General features: G+C 71.6%; 19 protein-coding genes. 14 read left to right on the top strand and 5 right to left on the bottom strand.

Translation table 11 applies throughout. The features are described 5' to 3' along the window. The first annotated feature begins 10 nt into the window (after positions 1 to 10). Positions 11 to 775, top strand: a complete 765-nt coding sequence (locus AB0B98_RS00715; RefSeq protein ID WP_357359637.1) for a DUF2071 domain-containing protein — start codon at positions 11 to 13, stop codon at positions 773 to 775. Here the strand turns inward: AB0B98_RS00715 and AB0B98_RS00710 are convergent. After that, positions 769 to 1,746, bottom strand: coding sequence for an aldo/keto reductase (locus AB0B98_RS00710; protein WP_357359635.1), 978 nt, complete (start codon positions 1,744 to 1,746; stop codon positions 769 to 771). The genes AB0B98_RS00715 and AB0B98_RS00710 overlap by 7 nt on opposite strands. 168 nt (positions 1,747 to 1,914) lie before the next feature. Here AB0B98_RS00710 and AB0B98_RS00705 point away from each other — a divergent pair, with 168 nt between their 5' ends. The 5 genes from AB0B98_RS00705 (at position 1,915) to AB0B98_RS00685 (ending at position 5,575) form a co-directional block, all read left to right on the top strand. Next, on the top strand, positions 1,915 to 2,274 hold the full coding sequence (locus tag AB0B98_RS00705) for a hypothetical protein (protein WP_238669392.1): 360 nt from the start codon (positions 1,915 to 1,917) through the stop codon (positions 2,272 to 2,274). 34 nt (positions 2,275 to 2,308) lie between these two features. Then, positions 2,309 to 2,869 (top strand): carboxymuconolactone decarboxylase family protein, encoded by a 561-nt coding sequence (locus AB0B98_RS00700; RefSeq protein WP_357359632.1) that lies wholly within the window; start codon positions 2,309 to 2,311, stop codon positions 2,867 to 2,869. 4 nt (positions 2,870 to 2,873) lie between these two features. Beyond that, complete coding sequence (locus AB0B98_RS00695) at positions 2,874 to 3,440, top strand: TetR/AcrR family transcriptional regulator (protein WP_238669390.1); 567 nt, start codon at positions 2,874 to 2,876, stop codon at positions 3,438 to 3,440. 69 nt (positions 3,441 to 3,509) lie between these two features. Then, complete coding sequence (locus AB0B98_RS00690) at positions 3,510 to 4,112, top strand: dihydrofolate reductase family protein (RefSeq protein WP_238669389.1); 603 nt, start codon at positions 3,510 to 3,512, stop codon at positions 4,110 to 4,112. Between the two features lie 110 nt (positions 4,113 to 4,222). After that, positions 4,223 to 5,575, top strand: coding sequence for a cellulase family glycosylhydrolase (locus AB0B98_RS00685; RefSeq protein WP_357359629.1), 1,353 nt, complete (start codon positions 4,223 to 4,225; stop codon positions 5,573 to 5,575). Between the two features lie 110 nt (positions 5,576 to 5,685). Here the strand turns inward: AB0B98_RS00685 and AB0B98_RS00680 are convergent, their stop codons facing one another. Next, positions 5,686 to 6,630, bottom strand: coding sequence for a DJ-1/PfpI family protein (locus AB0B98_RS00680; RefSeq protein WP_357359627.1), 945 nt, complete (start codon positions 6,628 to 6,630; stop codon positions 5,686 to 5,688). 53 nt (positions 6,631 to 6,683) lie between these two features. On the opposite strand from AB0B98_RS00680, the gene AB0B98_RS00675 reads away from it, so the two are divergent. The 6 genes from AB0B98_RS00675 (at position 6,684) to AB0B98_RS00650 (ending at position 14,967) form a co-directional block, all read left to right on the top strand. After that, complete coding sequence (locus AB0B98_RS00675) at positions 6,684 to 7,250, top strand: DJ-1/PfpI family protein (RefSeq protein WP_357359625.1); 567 nt, start codon at positions 6,684 to 6,686, stop codon at positions 7,248 to 7,250. A 112-nt stretch (positions 7,251 to 7,362) separates the two neighbouring features. Continuing rightward, entirely contained in the window at positions 7,363 to 10,032 is a 2,670-nt protein-coding gene (locus AB0B98_RS00670; RefSeq protein WP_357359623.1) for a carboxylate--amine ligase/circularly permuted type 2 ATP-grasp protein, read from the top strand. 99 nt (positions 10,033 to 10,131) lie between these two features. Then, a complete protein-coding gene (locus AB0B98_RS00665; protein ID WP_357359621.1) occupies positions 10,132 to 11,910 on the top strand; it encodes an N-acetylglutaminylglutamine amidotransferase in 1,779 nt (592 codons plus the stop codon). After that, positions 11,911 to 13,755 carry a prolyl oligopeptidase family serine peptidase gene (locus tag AB0B98_RS00660; RefSeq protein WP_357359619.1) on the top strand — a complete coding sequence of 615 codons (1,845 nt, stop codon included), beginning with the start codon at positions 11,911 to 11,913 and terminating at the stop codon, positions 13,753 to 13,755. A gap of 17 nt (positions 13,756 to 13,772) precedes the next feature. After that, positions 13,773 to 14,339 (top strand): hypothetical protein, encoded by a 567-nt coding sequence (locus tag AB0B98_RS00655; RefSeq protein WP_357359617.1) that lies wholly within the window; start codon positions 13,773 to 13,775, stop codon positions 14,337 to 14,339. A 73-nt stretch (positions 14,340 to 14,412) separates the two neighbouring features. Further along, on the top strand, positions 14,413 to 14,967 hold the full coding sequence (locus AB0B98_RS00650; RefSeq protein WP_357359615.1) for a dihydrofolate reductase family protein: 555 nt from the start codon (positions 14,413 to 14,415) through the stop codon (positions 14,965 to 14,967). A 7-nt stretch (positions 14,968 to 14,974) separates the two neighbouring features. On the opposite strand, the gene AB0B98_RS00645 is transcribed toward AB0B98_RS00650, so the two are convergent. Next, complete coding sequence (locus AB0B98_RS00645) at positions 14,975 to 18,016, bottom strand: BTAD domain-containing putative transcriptional regulator (RefSeq protein ID WP_357359613.1); 3,042 nt, start codon at positions 18,014 to 18,016, stop codon at positions 14,975 to 14,977. A gap of 319 nt (positions 18,017 to 18,335) precedes the next feature. Here AB0B98_RS00645 and AB0B98_RS00640 point away from each other — a divergent pair, with 319 nt between their 5' ends. Beyond that, entirely contained in the window at positions 18,336 to 20,210 is a 1,875-nt protein-coding gene (locus AB0B98_RS00640; protein WP_357359611.1) for an adenylyl cyclase, read from the top strand. A gap of 94 nt (positions 20,211 to 20,304) precedes the next feature. On the opposite strand, the gene AB0B98_RS00635 is transcribed toward AB0B98_RS00640, so the two are convergent. Beyond that, positions 20,305 to 21,504: an FAD-dependent monooxygenase gene (locus tag AB0B98_RS00635; RefSeq protein ID WP_357359609.1), complete on the bottom strand. Its 1,200-nt coding sequence runs from the start codon at positions 21,502 to 21,504 to the stop codon at positions 20,305 to 20,307. A 190-nt stretch (positions 21,505 to 21,694) separates the two neighbouring features. Here AB0B98_RS00635 and AB0B98_RS00630 point away from each other — a divergent pair, with 190 nt between their 5' ends. Continuing rightward, entirely contained in the window at positions 21,695 to 22,216 is a 522-nt protein-coding gene (locus tag AB0B98_RS00630; RefSeq protein WP_357359607.1) for a helix-turn-helix domain-containing protein, read from the top strand. A gap of 306 nt (positions 22,217 to 22,522) precedes the next feature. Here the strand turns inward: AB0B98_RS00630 and AB0B98_RS00625 are convergent, their stop codons facing one another. Continuing rightward, positions 22,523 to 23,878 carry a glycosyltransferase family 2 protein gene (locus tag AB0B98_RS00625; protein ID WP_357359605.1) on the bottom strand — a complete coding sequence of 452 codons (1,356 nt, stop codon included), beginning with the start codon at positions 23,876 to 23,878 and terminating at the stop codon, positions 22,523 to 22,525. Positions 23,879 to 23,948 lie beyond the last annotated feature (70 nt).

Genomic DNA, 23,948 nt, shown 5'->3' with positions numbered 1-23,948 from the left:
CGATGGGAGTGTGCACCCCGAACCGGTCGACCACGCGCCCCGGCAGGCGTTCCCCTGGGCGCTCCTGCGCCAACGCTGGGAGGACCTCACCTTCCTGCACTGGGCCGTCGCTCCGGAGGTGGTCGCGCCGTTGCTGCCCGCCGGCACCCGTCCGGACACCCTGGACGGGGTCAGCTACGTCGGCCTGATCGGTTTCCGGATGGTCGGGCTGGGCCTCGGCCGGGGGCCGGGGGTGCCGTACTTCGGCACCTTCTGGGAGACAAACGTCCGGCTCTACTCCGTCGACGACGCCGGCCGCCGAGCTGTCGTGTTCCGCTCGCTCGACGCGTCCCGCCTGCTGCCGGTGCTGGTGGCGCGGGCGACGCTGCGCCTGCCGTACCTGTGGTCGTCGATGCGGTTGGATCGCGACGGCGACCGTCGCACCTACCGCTGCCGGAGACGCTGGCCGGGGCCAGCGGGCGTGACGAGCCGGATGGTGGTGCGGGTGGGGGAGCGGATCGTCGAGCCGACCCCGCTCGAACACTTCGTCACCGCCCGCTGGGGGCTGCACACCCGGGCGTACGGGCGCACGCTGCACCTACCGAACTGGCATCCGAGCTGGCCACTGCACCGGGCCGAGATGCTGCACCTGGATGACGAGTTGGTCGCCGCCGCCGGGCTACCGGCACCGGTCGGGCCACCGGTGAGCGTGCTCTACTCGCCCGGTGTCGGGGTCAGGTTCGGCCCGCCGGTGGCGGCCCGGCCACGCGGTGCCGGGCCGCCGGAGCCTCAGTAGCGGCCACCCTCGGGCGCGGGCAGCGCGTCCAGGTCGGCAAGGTCCTCGGCGCTGAGCCGCACGTCAGCGGCCAAGCAGTTGTCCACCAGGTACTTCGGGGTCTTGGTGCCGGGGATCGGGATGACCTGGTCACCCTGGGCGACCACCCAGGCGAGGGCGACCTGCGCGGGGCTGAAGCCGGCCCGGTCGGCGATCTCCCGGACCCGGGCGACGATGGCGAGGTTGGCGCGCAGCGCGTCCTGCTGGAAGCGCGGCAGGCCGCGCCGGAAGTCGTCGGCGGGCAGGTCGTCGAACGAGGTGAACCGGCCGGCGAGGAAGCCGCGACCGAGCGGGGAGAACGGCAGGAAGGCGATGCCCTGCTCGGCGCAGTACGGCAACACCTCGGTCAACGGGTCGCGCGTCCACAGTGACAACTCGGACTGCACCGATGCCACCGGGTGCACGGCCTGGGCCCGCACGATCTGCGCGACAGTCACCTCGGACAACCCGAGCTGCCGGGCCTTGCCCGCTGCCACGACCTCGGCCATCGCGCCCCAGGACTCCTCGATGGGCACCTCCGGGTCGACCCGGTGCAGTTGGTAGAGGTCGACGTGGTCGGTGCCGAGCCGGCGCAGGCTCTCGTCGATCGCCGTGCGGATGTGCTCCGGGCGGCCGTTGTTGCCGATCTTCGGCAACTTGCCGGTGTCGCCGGTGGGGGAGGTGGCCACCAGGCCGACCTTCGTGGCCAGTACGGCCCGCTCCCGGTGACCGCCGGCCAGCGCTCGCCCGACCAGCTCCTCGTTTGTGTACGGCCCGTACACGTCCGACGTGTCGATCAGTGTCGCGCCCAGGTCCAGTGCCTGTCGGATGACGGAGATCGACGTGTCGTCGTCGTGAGGGCCGGTGATGTCGTAGGCGTGGCTCATGCCCATGCAGCCGAGGCCGATGACGCCGACCTCGGGTCCGGTGCTGCCCAGCGTGGTGGTTCGCATGCGCCCACGCTACGACTGGCCCGGCCGACCCGCACCCGCCGAGCGGGGCATTGATGTTCCCGGGCAGGTGACGACTCTCACCGGATGTGGACTCGGGAGTCCGGTACGGTGAGAGCTAAGCGGACCTGCGAGTCCGGATATGCCTGAGAGTGACCCACGAGGAGCCCCATGACCTACGTACGGATCAGTGACGCCCTGCGCGCTGTGGTCTTCGAGCCGACGCGCGACCTGACCGAGGCGCTCGACGAGTTCTACGCCCCCGACTACACCCACCGCAGCGACGGCGAGACCCTCGACCGGGCCGGATTCGTCGAGATGGTGACCCAGGTCCGCGGTCAGATCGTCAGCGGCACCGTGCGGGTCCTCGACGAGCTGCGCGACGGTCTGCGCTACGCCGAACGACACGTCTACGAGATCACAGTGGCCGACGGGTCGACCGCCCGGCGGGAGATCACCATCTTCGGGACGTACGCCGAGGACGGCCGCTTCCGCCACCTCAGCGAGACGGGTTTCGACCTGCCCGCCTGACCCCACCTCGACCACCAACAAAGAAGAGAGAGCCATGCCCCGCCTTACCGACCCCGACCCGAACACGATTCCGGCCGACGTCCGCGCCGTTCTGTCCGCCCTGCCGCCCGACCCGATGGTCAAGATGCTGACCCACTCGACCGGCACCGTGAACCTCTTCATCCAGCTCGCGAGGGCGCAGTTCACCTCGTTGGAGCTGCCCGCCCGCTCGCGGGAGCTGGTCATCCTCACCGTGGCCGCGCACACCGGGTGCGAGTTCGTGGCGGCCCAGCACGGCCCGATGTCCGCGACGGCCGGTGTCGACGAGCGCACCCGGGGGATCATCAGCAGTCGGGACGTCGACAACCCGCACCTCTGCGCGTACGACCGCACGCTCATCCGGTTCGCCGCCGAGGTGGTGCGGTCACCGCGCGTTCCCGACGACCTCTTCGACCAGGTGCGGCACATCCTCAGCGAGCGCGAGATCGTCGAGGTGCTCCAGGTGATCGGGTACTACTGGTCGTTCGGCCGGGTGGCCACTGTGCTCAACGTCGAACTCAGCACCGTGTACGGCGACGAGCCGCTGCTGACCGACGAGACCGAGCGGGCAGACTGAGGCGATGACCGCGCCGACGCCGAGCGACCCGGATACGCCCCACCGGCGGCTGGACGCCCGTCGCAACCAGGAGCGGGTCATCGCCGCCGCCCGGGAGCTCTTCAGCGAGCAGGGTCTCCAGGTGACGGTGCCGCAGGTGGCGGAGCGGGCCGGGGTGGGTCGCGCGACTGTGTACCGCAGCTACCCCAGCAAGGAAGACCTGATCGTCGCTGTCGTCCAGCGGCAGTTCGAGGAGTTGGAGCAGCGCATCCGTGCTGCGCTCGACGGCGTCGACGCGTACCGGGAATGGTGTTCCTTCGTGCCCGACCTGTTCGGACGCCTCGCCCGCGACCGGGTCCTCGCCGACGCGTTCTTCGAGGGCCGGCTGGTGCCCGCCGCGCGCATCCTGGAACTGATCGGGCAACTGGTGGCGGCAGCCCGAGCGTCCGGCAAGATCCGTCCGGACGCCGGGGAGCTGGACATCCGGGTAATCCTCTGCGGAGCGGTCCGGCAGCTCATCGTGCTCGACGAGCGAGACCCGGCGGTGTGGCGCCGCTACGCCGACCTCGTGCTCAACGCGCTGCGCCCCTGACGGCCACGGCTGACACTGGGAGAAGGCTAGGCCGACGAGCCGACACCCCACGGACCGAGGAGTGGATCGATGACGAAGGTGACGACCGGGGCGACGATGTCGTTGGACGGCTACATCGCGGACGCGTCCCATGGCGGCTTCGAGTATCTCTTCCAGTGGTACGAGAACGGCGACGTCGAGACGCCGACGGTCGACCCCGAGCTGACCTTCCGGACGTCCGCCGCGAGCGCCCGGCACCTGCGGGCTCGCACCGAACGGACCGGCGCGCTCGTCGTCGGCAGGAGGCTCTTCGACATCACCAGCGGGTGGGGTGGCCGGCATCCGTTGGACGTGCCGGTCGTGGTTGTCACGCACAGCGTGCCGGAGGGCTGGGCGCCCGAGAACGACTCCTTCGTCTTCGTCACCGACGGCATCGAGAGCGCCATCGCCCGGGCGAAGGCGATCGCCGGCGACAAGGAGGTCGGCGTCAACGGCGGCACCATCGCCGCCCAGGTCGTCGAGGCCGGCCTGCTCGACGAGGTGCACGTCGACCTCGTCCCGGTCCTGCTCGGCGCCGGCATCCCGCTCTTCGCCGACCTGAGGATCGCGCCACTTCAGCTGGACGGCCCGTTCAGCGTCGTCGAGGGCGATGGCGTCACCCACCTGGCCTACCGGGTACGCCCAGCGGCCTGAGCGCCGCGGGGGCCAGCGCCCCACCTTGCTCCCATAGTCATTGATCGATATTGTGCGCGCAGGCGCCGCCCCGCCTCAGACCACCACCGTCGATCCGAAGCGGGTTCCGCATGCGCACACTGAGACTTGTCACGACCCTGGCCGTCGCCGGCCTGCTCGCCGGTGGGGTGGCAGTGGTCGCCGCCACACCGGCCAGCGCGGCGAGGGCCGTGTTCTCGGTGACGAACAACTGGGGCAACGGCTACCAGGGGCAGGTCACCGTCACCAACGACACCTCCGCACCGATCACCAGCTGGCGGGTCGAGTTCGACCTGCCGTCCTCCTCGACGGTCAGCCAGTCGTGGAACGCGCAACAGACGACCTCGGGCAGCCACTACACCTTCGCCAACGTGTCCTGGAACGGCACCCTCGCCGCCGGGGCCTCCACCTCGTTCGGCTTCCTCGTCAACGGCACCGGCACCCCGGTCAACTGCACTGTGAACGGCGCGTCCTGCGCCGGCGGCCCGCCCCCGACCACGCCGCCGCCTACCACGCCGCCCCCGACCACCCCGCCGCCGACCACCGGCACGCCTGTCGAGCGACACGGGCAACTGCGGGTCTGCGGCACCACGATGTGCGACAGGTCCGGCGCGCGGGTGCAGCTGCGGGGCATCAGCAGCATGTGGCTCAACTGGGAGACGGCCCCGTACGCCGAGAACCTCTCCGCGTTGACGTGGATGCGCGACAACTGGAATCTCCAGGTGATCCGCGCGGCCATGGGCGTGGAGCCGGCGGGGGCGTACCTCAGTGACCCGGCCAAGGCGCGCGCGCAGGTGGAGACCATCATCAACAACGCGGTCACCGCCGGGGTCTACGTGATCGTCGACTGGCACGCGCACGAGGCGCAGAACAACCAGTCCCAGGCGGTGGCGTTCTTCGGTGACCTGGCCCGCCGGTACGGCCACCTGCCCAACGTCATCTGGGAGCCCTACAACGAGCCGCTCCAGGTGAGCTGGACCAATGTCATCAAGCCGTACCACCAGGCGGTGGTGTCCGCGATCCGCGCCGCCGACCCGGACAACATCGTCGTGCTCGGCACCCCGACCTGGTCACAGGACGTGGACGTCGCGGCGGCCAGCCCGGTCACCGGCACCAACCTGATGTACACCCTGCACTTCTACTCCTGCACGCACGGGGCGTCGCTGCGCGCCAAGGGCGACGCGGCGATCCGCGCGGGCCTGGCGCTGTTCGTCACGGAATGGGGTGCCAGTAACGCCGACGGCGGCCTCGACGGCCGGTCCTGTCTGCCGGAGGCGCAGTCCTGGATCGACTGGATGAAGGCGAACGGCATTTCCTGGACGGCCTGGAAACTCGACGTCGGCACCGACACCACCAACCTGCTCAGCCCGGGGGCGCCGGTGACCGGCGGGTGGACCAACCACCTGCACGGCCACGCGCCGTTCGTGGTGGCGAACATGAGGTGATCCCGGCGGCGCCTTGACCGGGACTGTTCGAATCGAGACTGCTGATGTCGGGGTGTCCAGGCCGGCGGGACACCCCGACATCACCCCCCAGCACGACCACCGTCGCAGGGTCAGGGGGTGAAAGCCCGCCGGTACGCGGTAGGGGTGGTGGCGAAGGCCCGCTGGAAATGCGCCCGGAGGTTGGTCGCCGTGCCCAGGCCGGTGCGCCGTGCGATCTCGTCGATGGTGATTGCGCCGTCCTCGAGCAGAGTGCAGGCGGCGCGCAGCCGTTGCTGGATCAGCCAGGCTCGTGGGCTCATCCGGAGCCGACTCTGAAAGGCGCGGTGCAGCGTACGGCTGGACATCACACCCTGCCGGGCAAGGTCCGCGACGGTGATCGGGCGGTGCAGATTGCCGCTCGCCCAAGCGGTGACAGCGGCCAACTCGTCGTCCGGACCCGTTACGTCGACCGGAATGAACTGGGCCTGACCGCCGGCCCGGTGCAGTGGTGTGACCATGTGCCGGGCCCGTTGGATGGCGACAGCCTGCCCGTGGTCGCGGCCGACGAGGTAGAGGCACATGTCAAGACCGGCGGCGAGTCCGGCGCTGGTGAGCACCTCACCTTCGTCGATGTAGAGCGCACCCGCGTCCACTGACACCAGTGGGTGCTCGTGGGCGAGCGCGTCGGCGTGCGCCCAGTGGGTCGTCGCGCGGCGGCCGTCGAGCAGACCGGCCTGGGCCAGCGCGAAGGCACCGGTGCAGATCGACGCGATGCGAGCGCCACGACGGTGGGCGAGCCGCAGCGCTTCGAGGGCGCGCGCCGGCGCCGGGCCACGGCGGAACCCGGGCACGATCACCGTGTCGGCGTCGTCGAGCGCGTCAAGCGTCGCGGCGACGGTCAGCTCCAGACCGGCGGTGGTGGTGGTGACCGAGCCACCGTCCAGTGCGCACACAGTCATCGCGTACCGACCGTGGCCCTCGTGGCCGAACACCTGCGTCGCGATGGTCAGATCGAAGGCGACGACTCTGGGCAGGGCGAGAACGGCGACCCGATGCGTGGCGGAACTCTTACGCATGATGGCAAGGATGCCACTCGTCGCCGCCCGTTCGACGGGAGATTCTGGGCCGTATGCGAATCGAGATCGTGGTGTTCGACGGCTTCGACGAACTGGACGTCTTCGGGCCGTTCGAGGTGTTGTCGATGGCCGGTTTCGACGTGGCGCTGGTCGCCGTCGAACGGTCGGGGCTGGTCACCAGCATGCGGGGCGTCCAACTCCAGGTCCCCGAGGTGCTGGGTCAGGCCGACGGTGTGATCGTCCCGGGTGGCGGATGGCTGAACCGGGCGCCCGAGGGTGCCTGGGCGCAGGCGCAGCACGGTGTGCTGCCGGCGAGGCTGGCCGCGCTGGCACCATCGGCCCGGTGGATGGCGTCGGTGTGCACCGGTGCGCTGGTGCTCGCGTCCGCCGGCCTGCTGACGGGTCGGCGGGCGACCACCAACCGCAACGCGTACGACGAGTTGCGCGCGCACGACGTCACAGTCCTCGACGAGCGGGTGGTCGACGACGGTGACCGGGTCACCGCCGGCGCGCTGTCGGCCGGACTCGATCTGGGCCTGTGGCTCACGGAACGGGAACTCGACGCCGCCACCGCCAACCGGGTCGCCGCGGCCATCGAGTACCGGACTGCGCGACGCTGAGCAGCGCGAACAGAACGGGCGCGTCACCTTAACGCGCCGGAAACACCCCCGGTACCAACCCTGGGAACGCTCGTCGGACAGCCAGACCACCGACACGCGAACCGGGGTGACAATGGCCGACAACACCACGAACGCGCCGACGTACGACGAGCCGGTGGGCCGGTCCGGCAACGGCCGGACGCTGCCCACCCCCCGTACGAATCCGGTCCTGTCGCTGGACGACGGCGACCCGGCGGACCTGGCCACGATCGGGGTGGAAGAGGAGTTCCACGTCGTCGACCTGCACACCCGGGAGTTGGTGCCCCGCGCCGGGGAGTTGCTCGACCGGTTGCCGGCGGCCTCGTTCACCGCCGAACTGCACCGCAGCGTGGTGGAGACCAACACCGCTGTCTGCCGCACCCTGGACGAGATCCGCGCCGAGCTGACCCGGCTGCGTCAGGCGGCCGTCCAGGTCGCCGACCGGGCCGGTCTGGGCATCGTGGCGGCCGGTACGGTGCCGCTGCGCGCCGACGGCGACCCGAGTGTCACCCCCACCTCCCGCTACCGGCGGATGCTCGACGAGTATCAGATGCTCGCCCGGGAGCAGTTGATCTGCGGCGCGCAGGTGCACGTCGGTGTCTCCGACCGGGACCTGGCGGTGGCGGTCACCCGCCGGGTCCAGCCGTGGCTGCCGGTGCTGCTCGCCCTCTCCACCAGCTCGCCGTACTGGATGGGTCAGGACAGCGGCTACGCCAGCGTCCGCTCCCTGGCCTGGCAGCGCTGGCCCACCGCCGGTGACCCGGGCGAGGTGACCAGCGCCGCCGACCACGAGGCGCTGGTCGCCGAGCTGATCTCTTCCGAGACCATCACCGACCCCGCCATGATCTATTTCGACGTCCGGCCGTCGGCGCACGTGCCCACAGTGGAGCTACGGATCACCGACGCCAACCCCGACGTCGAGACCATCGTCCTGCTCACCGGTCTGTTCCGGGCGCTCGTCCGACGGGAGGTCGCCGCCCTGCGCGCCGGTGTGGAACGCACTGCCGTGCGACCACCGGTACTGCGCGCCGCCGTGTGGCGGGCCGCCCGCTCCGGATTGGAAGGTGACCTGCTCGACCTGCCCCGGTCGGCCCGACCGGTGCCGGCCGCCCAGGCGGTCCGCCGCCTGGTGACCGACCTGCGCCCACAGCTGGTGGCGACCGGGGACTGGGAGCAGGTCAGCGAGCTGACCCGGTACGCGCTGGAACGTGGCAGCTGCGCCGCGCGGCAGCGGCGGGCGTACGAGCGACGGGGCCGGTTGGCCGACGTGGTCGACCTGCTGCTCGACGAGACCCGGGGCCGGGTCCGTGCTCCGCTGCCGGGTGCGCCGACACCGCCGGCGCTGCCCACGTACGTCGACGCCGGCGACGAGGTCTTCGGACCGGCCGGACCGCAACCGGCGTACGCCCCGATGCTCGCGGCCCTGCGCCAACTCGGCGCCGGGGCCCTGCGTCAACGCGAACACGACCGGGACGAGGAGCAGCGGGCCAGAGGCGTGACGTTCAGCGTGGCCGGCGAGGCGAGCACCCGGCTCTTCCCGGTCGACCTGGTGCCCCGGGTGGTGCCCGCCGCCGACTGGCGGAGCCTGCGGACCGGCCTGGTGCAACGCGCCCGTGCCCTCGACGCGTTCCTGCGCGACGTCTACGCCGACCGGGCCGTGGTGGCCGACGGTGTGGTGCCGGCGTGGGTGGTGGAGTCCTCACCCGGGCTGCGCCCGACAGGCGCGCTCATGGGCCGTCGGGGCACCCGCGCCCAGGTGTCCGGCACCGACCTCGTCCGGGACCCGGACGGCGGCTGGTACGTGCTGGAGGACAACCTGCGGGTGCCCTCCGGGATCGGCTACGCGGTGCAGAACCGTCGGCTGACCCAGGCGGTGTTGCCGGAGCTGCCGGTGCCGGAGGATCTGCTGCCCGCCGACGAGACGCCGGCGATGCTGTACCGGGCGCTGGTCGCCGCCGCGCCCGCCGCTGCCGACGACCCCGCCGTGGTGGTGCTCAGCGGCGGCCCCGGTGACCCGGCGTGGTTCGAGCATCGGCTGCTCGCCGACGAGATGGGGGTTCCGCTGACCGAAACCAGCGACCTGCTGGTGGAGGAGGGTCGGGTCCGACTGGTCCGCGAGGGCTGCCGCCGCGAGGTCGACGTGATCTACCTGCGGATGGACGAGGAGGCGCTGCTGCACGCGCCCGGCGCGGACGGGGTGCCGCTGGGCTGGCCGCTGCTCGCCGCAGTGCACGCCGGGCGGCTCACGCTGGCCAACGCGCTGGGCAACGGTGTCGGTGACGACAAGGCGCTGTACGCGTACGTGCCCCGGCTGATCGAGTACTACCTGGGCGAGAAGCCGCTACTCGGGGACGTGCCGACGTACCTGTGTGGGCTGCCCGAGCAGCGGGCCGAGGTGCTGGGCCGGCTCGACGAGCTGGTGCTCAAGCCGGTCGACGGGTACGGCGGTGACCGGGTGGTGATCGGCCCCCGCGCCGAAATGGAGGAGTTGGCCGCCGTCCGGGAGCAGATCCTCGCGGCCCCGCACCGGTGGATCGCCCAGGAGATGATCGCGCTGACCACCCACCCGGTCTTCGACGGCACGGCGCTGGCTCCCCGTCACGTCGACCTGCGGGCGTTCGTGTTCCTCGGTGACACCGCCGAGGTCGCGCCGGTGGCACTGACCCGGGTGGCTCCGGCCGGCAGCATGATCGTCAACTCGTCGCGCGGCGGCGGGTCGAAGGACACCTGGCTGCTCGGTGGAGCCGACGAACAGTCGGCGTAACCGACGCTTGACCCACCCGTCATCGGGACGCAACCCGGGCCGCCAAGCCTGGACCGGTCAGCGGCCCCCAGCGGATCCAGCCGATGAGAGGTGTACGCCATGTGCGGTATCGGAGGCGAGTTCCGCCTCGACGGAGCGCCGCCGGACCTGGCCGCCGTCGAGCGGATGCTCCCCGCCCTGGCCTCCCGGGGCCCCGACGGCGAGGGTCGGTGGCAGCACGGGCCGGTGGCCCTGGTGCACCGCCGGCTGCGCATCATCGACCTGTCCGACGCGGGCGCCCAGCCGATGGTCGACACCGAGCTGGGTCTGGCCACTGTCTTCAACGGCTGTATCTACAACTACCGGGAGCTGCGCGACGAGCTGACCACCGCCGGCTACTCCTTCCGGTCCACCTCGGACACCGAGGTGATCCTCAAGGCGTACCACAGGTGGGGGGCGGCCTGCGTCGAGCGGTTCTACGGGATGTTCGCGTTCGCCCTGGTCGAGCTGGCCACACACACGATGGTGCTGGCCCGGGACCGGCTCGGCATCAAACCGCTCTACCTGGCCGAAGGGCCGGGCCGGGTGCGCTTCGCCTCGACAGTGCCGGCGTTGCTCGCCGCCGGTGACGTGAACACCGACCTCGACCCGGTGGCGCTGCACCACTACATGAGCTTCCACTCGGTGGTGCCGCCGCCGCGCACGATCCTCGCCGGGGTCCGCAAGCTGCCGCCGGCCACCGTGCGGGTGATCACCGCAGACGGCCGGAGCACCGACACCATCTACTGGCGGCCGGAGTTCAACCGGGCCGCCGTCCCCGCCATGTCCGCCAACGAGTGGCAGGAACGGCTCATGGCGGCGTTGCGCACCGCCGTACGACGGCGGATGGTCGCCGACGTGCCGGTCGGCGTGCTGCTCTCCGGCGGTCTCGACTCCAGCCTGATCGTCGCCCTGCTGGCCGAGCAGGGCCAGACCGGCCTGGCCACCTTCAGCATCGGCTTCGAGGCGGCGGCGGGGGAGAGCGGCGACGAGTTCCACTACTCCGACCTGATGGCCCGCCACTTCGACACCGACCACCAGCAGATCCGCATCGGCGCGAAGCGGTTCGTCCCCGCCGTGCACCAGGCCATCGCGGCGATGAGCGAGCCGATGGTCAGCCACGACTGCGTAGCGTTCCACCTGCTTTCCGAGGAGGTCTCGCAGCGGATCACGGTGGTGCAGTCCGGCCAGGGCGCCGACGAGATCCTCGCCGGCTACGACTGGTACCCGCCGATGGCCAACGTGGCCCGCGCGGACGCCGTCGAGGCGTACGCCCGGGTGTTCTTCGATCGTCGCCACGACGCGCTCGGCGGGCACCTGGCGCCCGAGTGGATGCTCGACCACGCCGCCAGCCTGGAGTTCGTCGCCGCGCACTTCGGCGCGCCCGGAGCGGACACCGCGCTGGACGCGGCGCTGCGCCTGGACAGCCTGGTGATGCTCGTCGACGACCCGGTCAAGCGGGTCGACAACATGACGATGGCCTGGGGGCTGGAGGCCCGGGTGCCGTTCCTCGACCACGAGGTGGTCGAGCTGGCCGCGGCCTGCCCACCGGCCCTGAAGCTGGCGCAGGGCGGCAAGGGGGTGCTGAAGGCGGCGAGCCGGGGCATCGTCCCGGACGAGGTGATCGACAGGCCGAAGGGCTACTTCCCGGTGCCCGCCATCCGGCACCTCTCCGGTCCACTGCTCGACGACGTGCGGGACGCGCTGACCGCCGGACCGGCGCGCGAGCGGGGCCTGTTCCGCAAGGACTACCTGGAGGAGTTGCTGGACGCGCCGAACGCCCGGCGGACCACGCTGGGCTCCAACGCGCTCTGGCAGCTCGGGCTGCTGGAGCTCTGGTTGCAGCGGATCGGGGTTTAGATGAGCGTACGGATTGAGCCGCCGCGCACCACCCGGCGGCCCCGACCCGCCAGCCACCGGCCGGTGCCGCCGCCGGTGCCGATCAGCGAGGACTTCGCCCCCGCGCCGTCCCCCGACGGCCGCCGGGTGGCGTTCCTCTCGGACCGGGCCGGCACGCCCGGCGTCTGGGTCTGCCAGGTCGACGCGGGTGAGCCCGTCGCGGTGCCAGTCGGTGACGAGCCGGTCCTCGCGCTGAGCTGGTCCCCGGACGGCCGGTGGTTGGCCTGTGTCGTCGCCCCCGGTGGCGCGCCCCGCACCGAGCTGTGGGTGCTGCGCCCGGACGGTACGCGACGTCACCAGGTCGCCGGGTTCGGTCGCCGCAGCGCCGCGCTGGCTGGCTGGCTGCCGCACGGCGCGGTGCTGGCGGTCACCGAGACCGACGAGCACGGGCAGGCCCTGCTGGTCGACGCGGCCACCGGGCACCGGCGGGTGCTCGCTGAGGGCGACCTGCTCACCCTCCTGGACGTGACCCCGGACGCTGCTGTGGCGCTGCTGCGCCGTGGTCCCCGTAACGCCCGCTGGCTGGAGGTGCTCGACGTGGCCACCGGCGTTCGGCGGCGGTTGTTCCCGGACACCGGGCGGGGCAGCACCGACCAGGGCTGGTTCGGCCCGGACGGAACGTGCGTGCTGGCCCGCACCGACGCGTACTCCGAACTCGCCGCGCTGGTGCGGGTCGACCTGACCCGACCGGAGCAGCCGCCGACCCGGCTCGCCGGGCGACCGGACGCCGAGCTGGAACACGTCACGCCCAGCGCGGACGGGCAGCGCGGCGCGTTGCTGTGGAACACCTACGGCGGGCGCAGCGAGCTGAGCCTGCTCGACTTCGCCAGCGGTGTGCAGCGGGCCGTCACCGCCCCCGGCGAGGTGCTCGGCGACGCCGTCTTCGCCGCCGACGGCGGACTGCTCTGCCTCACCGCGCAGGGGCCGGTGCAGCCCCGGGAGTTGTGGCTGGTCGACCCGTCAACCGGGGTGCCGCGCCCGCTGCGGCCGGCCACCGCCCCGCGCTGTGACGATGCCGGTGTCGCACCGCACCTTCTCGACCTGCGCGCCCGGGACGGGCTGGCGCTCTCCGGCTGGCTCTACCGCCCGGCCGGGCCGGGCCCGTGGCCGACCGCGATCAGCCTGCACGGTGGCCCGGAGGCGCAGGAGCGTCCCGGCTACAACCCGCTGTTCCAGGCCCTGGTGGCAAAGGGCATCGCGGTCTTCGCGCCCAACGTCCGTGGGTCGTCCGGGTTCGGCCGCTCGTTCGTCGCCGCCGACAACCTCGCCGGCCGCTTCGGCGCGATCGCCGACGTGGCGGCCTGCGCCGACTTCCTCGTCGACGCTGGCGTCGCCCGGCCCGGCCAGCTCGGCTGTCTGGGTCGCTCCTACGGCGGATACCTGGTCCTCGCGGTGCTGGTGAACTTCCCCGGGCTGTTCGCCGCCGGGGTCGCCGAGTGCGGCATCTCCGACTTCCGGACCTTCTTCGCCGGCACCGAGCCGTGGATCGCCGCCGCCGCCGTCAGCAAGTACGGCGACCCGCGCCGGGACGCCGACCTGCTGCGCGACCTCTCCCCGCTGACCCACATCGACCGGCTGGACGTGCCGGTGCTGCTGATCCACGGCGCCAACGACACGAACGTGCCGGCCGGCGAGTCGGCGCAGGTCGCCCAGGCCCTCGCCGACCGCGGTGTGCCGCACGGGCACCTGGTGCTCGCCGGGGAGGGGCACGACTTCCTGTCCCGGACCAACGCCGAGGCGGCCCGTGCGGCCACCACCGGCTGGCTGACCCGGCACCTCGCCGCGACCGCGGGCGTCTTCGGCTGAGGCGTTATCCTGCGCCGGTGGAGGTCGCGGCGCAGGACGAGCGGTTGGCCGCGGACCTGGGTCGCTGGCTGGCCGAGGTGACCTTCGTCGACCTGGACACCGACGAGGTCACCGCACGGGTGATCGACTCGGTGGTGCGGTGGGCGCAGGCCCAGGGCTGGCGGGTCTACCGGCGTGCGCCAAGCGTGCTGCCGTTGCCACCGCCGCTGGAGCAGCGACACTCGGTGCTCGACGTGGCGTGTGCCCGTCCGGACGGCCCACCCGTCGTGGTGGAGGTCGACCACACCGACCGGGCCCGTACGGTGCAGAAGCTGCGCGCGGAGGCGGACGCCGGCCGGATCCCGATCTGGGTGCGGTGGGGCGTCGGGCGTTTCACGCCGCCGCCACCGCCGGTGCGGATGGTGACCGTCGAGGTGACCCGGCGGGCCGGGCCGGCGGGGCGCGGGCGGCTGCACAGCCGCGGCGGTGACCGCCCCGCCCCGGCCCACTCGACCGGCGGCGGCACTGTCACCCCGCAGGCGCTGCCGATCCCGTCGACCGACCCGGCGCGGGGCCCCGTCGACGACGCGGGTAAGAGCACCTGAAGCGAATCGTAAGCGGGCTCCGGCAGAGTTCTGGGTGTCACCGGAGAGCACGACAGACACCCAGGAGATCCCGATGCGCAAGCTCATCAACTCGACCTACATCACCCTCGACGGCGTCATCGAAAACCCGATGTGGACCATGCCGTACTTCGACGAGGAGGCCGCCAGCCTGGCCGGGGCGCAGACCGAGGAGGCCGACGCGATGCTGATGGGCCGGGCCACCTACGACGGCATGTCCGCCGCATGGCCGACCAGGGACGAGAGCGACCCGACCACTGGCGCCGCGTACTTCAACAACGTCAAGAAGTACGTCGCCTCGACCACCCTGACCAACCCCACCTGGAACAACACGGAGGTGCTCCAGGGCGACCTGGTCGAGGCGGTCACCGCGCTCAAGGCCCGGCCGGGCAAGAACATCATCCAGTACGGCTTCGGCTCGGTCACCGCCGAACTGCTCCGGGCGGGCCTGGTGGACGAGGTTCGGTTCTGGATCCACCCGGTGCTGGAGGGCGGCCCCAGCCTCACCACGCCGCTGGCCGACGTCAAGGCGTCGTTCGACCTGGTCGACACCCGGGTGCACAAGAGCGGCGTGATCGTCGCCTCGTACCAGCCGAAGGTGTCCTCCTGAGCACCGGTCAGAGCTGGGCCCGGGCCTCGCCCGGGCTCAGCTGCGCGCCCTCGGCGAGCAGCGCGTCGAAGCGTTCCGGCCCGAGTTCGGCCCGCAGTCGTGCTGTCGTCCGGTCGGTGTCGTCGCGTTCGGCCGGAGCGGCGGGGGACCGCGTGGCGAGTCGGGCGGCGGCTGCGGCGCCCAGCAGTCGGGCGGCGACCTCGGGGGAGCGGACCGCCGCCGCCATCCCCTCCAGCGGGCCGACCGCGTCGCGCATCGTCGCCATCGCCTCGGCGGCCTCGAACGCCTCGATGTGCAGGGCCAACGCGGCGTCCGGGTCGCCGCCCTGCTCGACCGCGTAGCCCAGCTCGACCAGCACCATCGGCAGGTAGAGCGCGGATTGGCTCTCGCCGCGGCCCAGGTCGGCGAGGTGGCTGAGGTGGGTGACGGCCAGATCGAGCTTGCCGTCGCGGCGGGCGGCCAGCCCGAGGCTCATCTCCGCGAAAATCAACGCTCCGGGCGAGCCCTGGTCCACCGCCAGGTCGTAGGCGCGTTCGGCCAGTTCCCGACCCTGCGCGTAGTCGCGGGTCTGCACGGCGAGCCAGGCCAGCCAGGACAGCTCGGCGCAGACCTGCGGCCACAGCGCCAGCTCCTCGGCCCAGCGCAGCCCGTCGCGGTGCAGCGCGGCGGCGCGCTCGTGCTCGCCGCGCATGTCGGCCAGCCCACCCACCCACTCGGTCGCCCGGAGCCGACCCCACCGGTCGCCGAGGTCGGCGAAGAGCGCGGCGCTGCGGGTCGCGGTGCGCTCCAGGGTGGCCTGGTCACCGTTGGCGTGGGCGATGTGGGCCAGGGAGGTGAGCGCCGCCGCCTCGGTCCACGGATCGGTTGCGGCGGTGGGCAGCAGCTCCGACACCAGGGCCAGGTCGCCGTGTTCGATCACCGCGTTGGCCGCGAACCACGCGGCGTGGCTGCCCGGGTCGGCGGCCACTGCGGCGCGTACGTCCTCCGGTGCGATCACCTCACCCTGCGACAGAGCGAAACCGACCCGCCAGGGTGCCGCGCGGGCCTCCTGCTCCGGGTCGCCGGGCACGGCCAGCGCCCGCCGTGCCTCGGTGAGCCGGCCGCGCAGGAACCAGTACCAGCTCAGTGCGACAGCCAGGCGCAGCCCGCCACCGTGCGCCAGCGCCGACCGTAGGTTCGCCAGCTCGGTGTCGAGAAGTGCCAGCCACCGCTGCTGGTCGGCCCCGCGCAGCCCGGGGTCGGCCCGTTCGGCCAGCTCGGTGTAGTAGGTGGCGTGCCGCCCGCGTACCTCGTCGGCGTCGGTGAGGCGGTCCAGGCAGAACGCGGCCACCGATTCGAGCAGCCGGTAGCGGGGGGCCGCACCGGAGTCGTCGAGCACCACAAGCGACCGGTCCACCAGCCGGGCGAGGACGTCCAGGTCGGTTCGGCAGACCTGTTCGGCGGCCTCCGGGGTGCAGCCGTCCGGGAACACCGCCAGTTGGGCGAGCACCACCCGGTCGGACTCGTCCAGGAGGTCCCAGCTCCAGCCGATCACCGCGGTGAGTGTCCGCTGTCGAGGTGGCACGTCCCGCTGCGCGGTGGTGAGCAACCGGAACCGGTCGTCGAGCCGGTCCACCACCCCGCGTACGCCCAGCGCGCGGACCCGGGTCGCGGCCAGCTCCAACGCCAGCGGCAGACCGTCGAGGCGGCGGCAGAGTTGGGCCACCGCTGTCGCGGTCTGCCCGTCGAGGCGGAAACCGCGCTGCTGCGCTGCGGCGCGGGCGACGAACAACCGGGCCGCCGCCGAGCGCCGGACCGCGTCCAGGTCACCGTCGTCCGGCACCGGCAGTGGGGGTACCTCCCAGATCAGCTCACCGGTCAGCCCGAGTGGCTCTCTGCTGGTGGCCAGCACGCTCACCCCGGGCACGTCGCGCAGCAGCCGGGCGACCAGCTCGGAGACCGGTTCGATGACGTGTTCGCAGTTGTCCAGCACGAGCAGCAGCTGCCGGTGCCGCAGGGCCGTGACCACCCGGTCGGCGGGGGACTGGGTCGTTCCGGCGGCCTCGTGGGCGCCCAGGGCGGCGAGCACCTGTTCGGCGACGCGGGCGTCGCCGGCCGGGAGTGGTGCCAGCTCGACCAGTCGGACACCGTCCGGATAGGACGTCGCTCGGGCCGTCTCGGTGGCCAGCCGCGTCTTGCCGACGCCACCTGGCCCGACCAGCGTGACCAGTCGTTGCCGGGGCAGCAGCGCCAGTAGCTCGGCCAGCGCCTCGTCCCGCCCGATCAACTCGTCGAGCGGGGCCGGCAGGTTGTTCCGGATGGTCGCCGCCCTCGGCGGGGCGTTCAGGCCGGCGTCCTGTTCGAGGATCCCGCGGTGCAGGGCGACCAGCTCCGGGCCGGGGTCGAGGCCCAGCTCCTCGGCGAGCCGGGCCCGCAGCTCGGCGTAGCTCTCCAACGCCTCGGACTGGCGGCCGGCCGCGTACAACGCGCGCAACTGCACCGCCCGCAGGCCCTCGCGCAGCGGATGCCTGGCGACCAACTCGGCCAGGTCCGCGGCCACCAGGTCATGCTCGCCCCGGGCCAGCCGGGCCTGCGCCAGCCGCTCCTGAACGACGAGGCGCTGCTCGGCGAGGCGGGCCGCCTCGGCGCGCACGAACTCGGCGTCGGCCACGTCGGCGTACGCCTCGCCGCGCCACAACGCGAGGGCCTCGGTCAGCCGTTCGACATCGGCGCAGCGGGCCAGCTCGTCGAAGCGGCCGACGTCGACCGTGTCGACCCGCAGCAGGTAGCCGGGTGGCCGGGACTCGACAAGCTCGCGGGCGCCGGGCTCGGCGTCGTTGAGCGCCTTGCGGAGCTGAGACACCCGCACCTGGAGGGCTCCGGCCGGATTGGCGGGGGCGTCGTCACCCCACAGGTCGTCGATGAGGCGGTCCGCCGAGACGACCTGGTTGCGGTTGGCCAACAGGTCGGCCAGTAACGCCCGTACCTTGGTGCCGGGCACCACCACCGGCTCGCCGGCGTCCGTGGTCACGGCGAGCGGCCCGAGCACCCCGAACTGCACGGCGGTCATCCTAGCGCCGGCAACGCGACCCGAAGTGGACCGTAAGCGCGCCGACCAACTCCGCGATCTTGCGCTTTGTGCAGTGCCATAAGGCGCGAAAGCCGTGTAGCGGCCACAGAAAGTGCAAGATCGCGGGGAGGGGGGCTCGCGTCGCGGCCCGGCGCGAAGGTTCGCCACTCCTGGTCGTGGCGTGTGGGCGGATTAACGGGTAGAAACATCTCAACCCCTTCCGGCCCGGCCCAACCTCCGGCGGCAAGGGTCAGAGAGCGCTCTCACCGCCCCCAGCTGCGCCGGAAGTACGCCCCGGCCAGCGGAGAGGACGAACCACATGACAACCCCGTCCCGAGACGTGCGCCGGAGATCCGGTCGTACCCTCCTGCTCGCTCTGGTCTTGACCACCGCCACCACGATGACCAGCACGGCGGCCAGCGCCGGCCGCCCGACGCACGGCGCACCCGACTTCGGCCCGAACGTGACGATCTTCGACCCGTCGATGCCGGTCGGCGAGATTCAGCAGACCCTCGACGCGGCGCACGCCCGCCAGGTCGACAACGAGATGGGCACGGAGCGGCACGCGTACCTGTTCAAGCCCGGCACGTACGGCACGGCCGCGCAGCCGTTGCAGGCCAAGGTCGGCTACTACACCGAGGTGTCCGGCCTGGGCGCCTCGCCCACCGACGTCACAATGAACGGCAAGATCGAGGTCTACAACCGATGCCTGGCCGACGGGGGCACCGGCAACTGCCTCGCGCTGGTGAACTTCTGGCGCACCCTGTCCAACCTCTCGCTCACCATCAATGCGGCCGGTCAGGACGACTGCCGGTCGACGGCGAACTTCTGGGCGGTCTCCCAGGCGGTGTCGATGCGCCGGCTCAACATCGGCGGCGGCGGCCTGTCGCTGATGGACTACTGCACCGCGGGCCCGCAGTACGCCAGCGGCGGGTTCATCGCCGACTCGCGGCTGCCGGCCACCACCAACGGCTCCCAGCAGCAGTGGCTGACCCGCAACAGCGAGGTCGCGAGCTGGTCCAACGCGGTGTGGAACCAGGTGTTCGCGGGGGTCGAGGGCGCGCCCGACGACGCCACCTTCCCCGACCCTCCGTACACCACACTGGAGGCCACCCCGCTCAGCCGGGAGAAGCCCTACCTCTTCGTCGACGGCAAGGGTCGTTACCAGGTACGGGTGCCTGCCGCGCAACGCGACAGCCGGGGCGTCTCCTGGGCGGACGGCATCACGCCGGGGCGGACCATCGGGATCGATGACTTCTTCATCGCCAAGCCGTCCGACCCGGTCCGCGTCATCAACAGCCAGTTGGCGCGCGGCAAGCACCTGCTGCTCACCCCCGGCACCTACGACATCGCCCGCAGCATCGAGGTTCGGCGCCCGAACACCGTCGTGCTCGGGATCGGGCACGCCACGCTCACCGCCGTGAACGGCGCGATCCCGCTGGATGTGGCCGGTGTGCCAGGGGTGATCGTCGCCGGTGTCACTATCGACGCCGGCACCGTCGAATCACCGGTCCTGCTGCGGGTCGGACGCCAGCACGGCCACAACGCGAGCAGCCCACACAACCCGACCACGCTCTCCGACGTGTACTTCCGAGTCGGCGGCCCACACATCGGACGGACGAACACCGCGCTGGAGGTCAACAGCGACAACGTGCTGATCGACCACACCTGGGTGTGGCGCGGTGATCACGGCGTCGAGGGCTTCACCGAGGGCGTCAACGGTGACACCGACCGCTGGCGTACCAACACCGGTCGCTACGGCGCCGTCATCAACGGCGATCACGTGACAGCGACCGGCCTGTTCGTCGAGCACTTCCAGCGCTACAACACGGTCTGGAACGGCGAGCACGGCACCACGATCCTCTACCAGAACGAGCTGCCGTACGACCCGCCGACGCAGGCCGACTGGATGAACGGCCCGGTCGAGGGTTGGGCCGGGTACAAGGTCGGTGACCGGGTGCGTCACCACACCCTGTACGGCGGTGGGGTGTACGTCTTCAACCAGAACAACCCGTCGATCCACACCGAGAACGGCTTCGAGGTCCCGGACCGGCCTGGGGTGCGGCTGCACCACATCATGACCGTCAACCTCAGCGCCGGCACGATCGACCATGTGGTCAACGGCGTCGGGGACGCGGCCGACATGACGAAGGTCGGCGCTCCGATCTATCTGGCCCAGTACCCGACCTTGTAGCGGGGACCGGGCGTACCGACGGGGCCGGAGCCGACGATGGCTCCGGCCCCTCTGGGCTGGTTTGTGGGGCCCCGGCCGGCTGCGGGTGGTTCGCCTAGCTCGACTGAGACCCGGCGGCCGGCCCATAGTGCGGCAGCGGCAGGAGCCTCGGCTGTAGGCGTCGTTCCACTCCTGCCATGGCTCCGAGCAGGGGGAGTCGGGCCATCGTGTTTCGAGCCCAGATGCCGGCCCGGCTCTTCGGCGCGATCATGCCGATGAAGAGGTTCGACTGACTCCGCTGGACCATCCTTCGATGGCCGTGTTCGTACCGGCGGAAGGCGATCCGATGATCCCCACCGGCGGATGCGAGTTCTCCCGCGAGTCGGTAGGCGCCGATGAGGGACAGCGTCGCCCCGGCACCCGCAGCCGGTGAGGCACAGTGCGCGGCGTCCCCGGCGAGCGTCACGCGCCCTGACGACCACGACGTCATCCGCACCTGGCTCAGTGCGTCGAAGTAGAAGTCGGGGTCGGTGAGTGCGCCCGCCAGCAGGTCCGGGACGTGCCATGACAGGTCGGCGAACGCCTCCCTCAGCAATCGCTTCTGCTGCTCGACGTTCCGGTGGTCGTACCTCAGGGGCCTGCTGCGGAACAGGAAGTTCACTTTCGCCGCGGCGTGGTTGCCCGAGCGATAGATTCCCGCCGCCCGACCCGGCCGGTTGTAGAGCGTCACCCACCGCCGCTCACCCAGGCCAGGGTCCGCGTTGGCGGATGCGAAGTAGTACCCGAGGTGTCTGAGGAACCGCGATTCCGGGCCGAAGGCCAGATCCCGCACGGTGGAGTGTGTGCCGTCGGCGCCAACGACCAGGTCGAACCGGCGGGTCGGAGCGTGCGCGAAGGTGACCGTCACGCCATCGTCGTCCTGGTCCAAGGTGCGGATCGAATCATCGAAGATGTACTCGACGTCGTCCTTTGTCGTCTCGTGCAGGATCGCCGCCAGGTCGCCGCGCATGATCTCGACCTCGGTGCTGGCGGCTCTGCCCTGGATCGCCCGCATGTCGATGCGAGCCACACTGCGATTGTCCGCGTCCACGAAGGACATGCCGATCACGTCCGCCGCCGCCGCGCGGATTCGCGACATGATCCCCATCCGTTCGACGACGTCAACGGCCTGCCCGCGTACGTCGACACCGTTGCCGCCCTCGCGCAGGCGGGGCGCACGCTCGACCACTGTGGGCGCAAAGCCATACCTGGCCAGCCAGAAGGCCAGGGTCGGCCCCGCGATGCTGGCCCCGGAGATGAGAATCCGCTGGTTCATTGACTCCTCCTTGCTGGCGCAGCGAGGAGCACGCCAGTGGCACGTGCGCCGCTTGCGTGTTCCGGGGAGTTTTCGTAGGCTAAGTGAAATACACGTTCCACTTGACGATATGGAATGGTCGTTTCAGATGTCAACCCCTGCCGCCGATGGCGTGCGACGCAGGGCGGACGCCGTCCGCAATCGCCAACGTGTGCTGGCGGCGACGAAGGCCCTCTTCGCCGAGGGGCGCGTCGCCATCACCGTCGACGCAATCTCGCAGCGGGCGGGCGTGGGAGCGGCCACTGTCGTGCGCACCTTCGGCAGCAAGGAGGCGCTCATCGACGCGGCCGTGGCCGAGCTGCTCGAACCGCTCGTTCAGCGTGGCCGGGACGCGCTGCTTGAGCCGGATGCCGAACAGGCTCTTCGAGGCTTCCTCGTCGAGGTGATCGCGTTCCAGTCCGCGCACTGGATCATGGGTGAACGGCTCGGGGACATGGAGCTACCGAGTACGACGGCGCAACGAGCCGCTCTGAACAAGGTCGGGCTCGATCTGATCACCAGGGCCCGCGACGGCGGTGCGATCCGTACCGACATCGACGCCACCATCGTTACCGTGTTGATCAGCGAGGTGACCTACGCGATCGCGAGGTCGGAATCCGCATCACCGGCACTCGCCGAGAATTACGTCTTGGTCATCATGGACGGGCTTCGCCCGCAGCAGGACAGGGTCTGAACTGGTCTGGCGGTCCGGGTTGAGGGAAGGCCAGGGCAAGAGCAGGAACGCACCGGCACACAGCACTCCGATGGCGGCGGCCAGGCCGACCGGCCCGGGCAGCAGGGTCACCACGGTCACCACTCCGCCCAACCCGACGCCGGCGAGCAGCACACCGGGCGCGACGACCAGCACTCTCATCGCGGCGACGCCTCCAACAGAAAGTGCGGCTGGACGCCCCGCGCCGTCCAGCTGCTGCGGGGGGCGACCTCCCGGCATCGGGTAAGCGTCCAGTCCGTTCCGGCCGCCGGCCGCGGGGTGGTGCGCTCAACCACGGCCCGACCGCTCCATCGGCCGTGGCGCTCCGGCGGGCAGCAACTCGTCCTCGCCCAGCCGACCGAGCACCGGGCGGGCGCGTTCGTCGTCGAGTCGCAGCAGGCGGGCGCCGGCGTGCCGGTCCAGCCAGCCACGCAGCGCGCCGGCCGCGATCCGCCGGTTGATCCAGTTGACCAGCGGTACCGAGTCACCCAGCGGCAGCGCGGTCGGTGCGATGGCGTGCCAGGCCGCCGAGCCGATCGGGCTCACCTCGCACCGCCAGCGCGGCCGGCGTCCTGGCGGGTCGACGAAGAGCAAGCGTTGCCCGGACGCCAACTGCCCCAGCATCGTCGGATGCCCGTCGACAGACCAGCGGGTACGGCTGAACAGCACTACCCAGTCGCGGGTGTCACCGGCGGGCAGCGGGCCGACGTCGCCGCGCAGCGCGGCGAGCAGGTCACCCAGGCCCAGCCGTACGGGTCGACCGAGGAGCCGCTTGACCAGGTGGTCTGCGAGCAGCGCGGCCCGGAACACCGGCAACCGGTGCCGGGGCTGGGTCATCCGCAGATATCCGACCAGGCTGCCCAGCAGGTGTCGAGAGCGGATGGTCGGCCCGAGCAGCCGGGTGGACGCGCCACGGCTGTGCGTCACCACGGCGTCGGGAAGCATCCACATCTCATGACCGGCCTGGTCGAGCTGCCGCGCGAGGACCACGTCGTTCCAGTAGACGGGGAACGTCTCGTCGAGGATCGTCTGCTGCCCGAGCACCCTGCGGCGTAGCAGCACGCAGCTGCCCGAGGCGAGTTGCCGGGGACGGGTGAAGTCCTCGCCCCGCAGTTGGAACCTGTGCAGCGCCTGGCGGAACCCGGGCAGTCGGCGCAGCGCGGTCACCAGCGCGATGGTGGCGGCGAAGCTGGGCTGTTGGACGTAGTGCGCTTGGACGGTGCCGTCCGGGTTGAGGTACAGCGGGCTGACCCCGGCGACCTCCGGCCGCTCGCGCAGATGGTCGACCATCCGGGACAGCGCGCCCGGATGGAGCCGGATGTCGCTGGTGAGCAGCAGGATCAGCTGCCCGTTTGCCCGGCGGTACGCCTGGTTCACGGCGGCGGCGAAACCGTTGTTGTGTTTGTTGCGGATCAGTCGGACCCGTGGCTGGTCGGCGAGCAGCTCGGCAGAGCCGTCGGACGAGCCGTTGTCGACGGCCACCACCTCGTAGTCGAGATCGGGGTCGGCGGTCGACGCCAGCGAGTCCAGGCACTGCCGGGTCTGCTCGCGGGTGTTCCAGCTGACCAGCAGCACCGACAGCAGCGGAGCGCCCATCTCGATACCGCCGGGTCGTTGCGGTGGCGGACCCAGAGTCTCTCTCAACGGGCCGTCCTCCCTCCTCTTCGGGTGGTCCCGGGCATGCCGGTGGCCACCTCCGGGAGAAGTTACCCGC

The organism is Micromonospora sp. NPDC048947 (assembly GCF_040649495.1).
Taxonomy (GTDB): Bacteria; Actinomycetota; Actinomycetes; order Mycobacteriales; family Micromonosporaceae; genus Micromonospora; species Micromonospora alfalfae.
This window is presented reverse-complemented; position numbering and strand designations above follow the sequence as displayed.